The sequence below is a fragment of the Levilactobacillus muriae genome (assembly GCF_045862015.1).
Lineage (GTDB): Bacteria > Bacillota > Bacilli > Lactobacillales > Lactobacillaceae > Levilactobacillus > Levilactobacillus muriae.
This window is the reverse complement of the sequence record NZ_BAAFRU010000071.1, coordinates 1-1,077: the sequence shown is the minus strand read 5'-3', so window position 1 is coordinate 1,077 and position 1,077 is coordinate 1. Positions and strand designations below refer to the sequence as shown.

2 protein-coding genes are annotated in these 1,077 nt (G+C 41.4%); both read left to right on the top strand.

What is annotated here, in order from left to right; genetic code table 11:
• On the top strand, positions 1-580 hold a 580-nt coding region (locus ACKTSF_RS14550; RefSeq protein ID WP_407890301.1), incomplete at its 5' end, for a helix-turn-helix domain-containing protein.
• On the top strand, positions 580-1,077 hold a 498-nt coding region (locus ACKTSF_RS14545), incomplete at its 3' end, for an IS3 family transposase (RefSeq protein ID WP_407890299.1). The genes ACKTSF_RS14550 and ACKTSF_RS14545, both read left to right, overlap by 1 nt.

Genomic DNA, 1,077 nt, shown 5'->3' with positions numbered 1-1,077 from the left:
AAGTGAACCCCCAAGGTTGGACAGAAATTCCAACCTTGGGGGTTTTACTATGGTTAAGTTTGATTTGGATTTTAGAATTAAGGTCGTCACCGAATATTTGAGCGGTAATGGGTCAACCTCATTGGCTCGAAAGTACCGAATTAGCGAGGAAAGTGTCATTCTTCTTTGGGTCAGTCGCTTCCAGAAATACGGTATTGACGGTTTGAAGTTAAAGAGCCGAAAGTCAGAATATTCTAGTCAGTTCAAGGTCGATGTATTAAACTGGAGAAAACAACATCAGGCCTCGCTTCCGCTAACAGCTCTACACTTCAATCTATCTTCGCCAAGTATCATCTGGCAATGGGAGAAACGCTTTGAAGAGCAAGGGATCATTGGCCTTGAACGAAAGCGAGGAAAGCCTAAAATTATGGCTAAACATAAACAAACGAAGCCTGCGAAGAGTAACAACCAATCCAATACTGCCGATGAATTGAAGCAATTGAAACAAGAAAATTTGATGTTAAAGATAGAGAATGAATACCTAAAAAAACTCGATGCCTTAGCTCAGAAGAAGTCAGCAGACAAGAAATCTCGCAAATAGTGACCGAGTTAAGGCAGATCTTTCAAGTTCCGGTTAAGCTTCTACTCAAAATAGTCAATGTACCAAGAAGTACGTATTATTACGCACGAACTCATCGAAAACATGGAAAGCAAGATGATTCTCCAATCATTCAGGCAATCGATGAGATTCGGCAGGAAGATTCCAAGTACACCAAGAAGTATGGTTACCGGCGACTAACTAAAGCCTTACAGGAACAAGGTTTCACGGTAAATCACAAACGTGTTTTGCGTCTAATGCATGAGCATGATTGGCTTTGTTTAGCCTATAATCGACAAAAACGTAAATATAATTCATACAAAGGAACCGTGGGTGGAATTGCGCCTAACCGGCTAAATCGACGGTTCAAAACGGACCGACCTTATCAAAAACTCGTCACGGATGTCAGTGAATTTCGATACGGTGGCATGAGTCAAAGTGAACGTGTCTATTTAGAACCAGTCATTGACCTCTTCTCAGGCGAAGTATTAGCGTTCAAC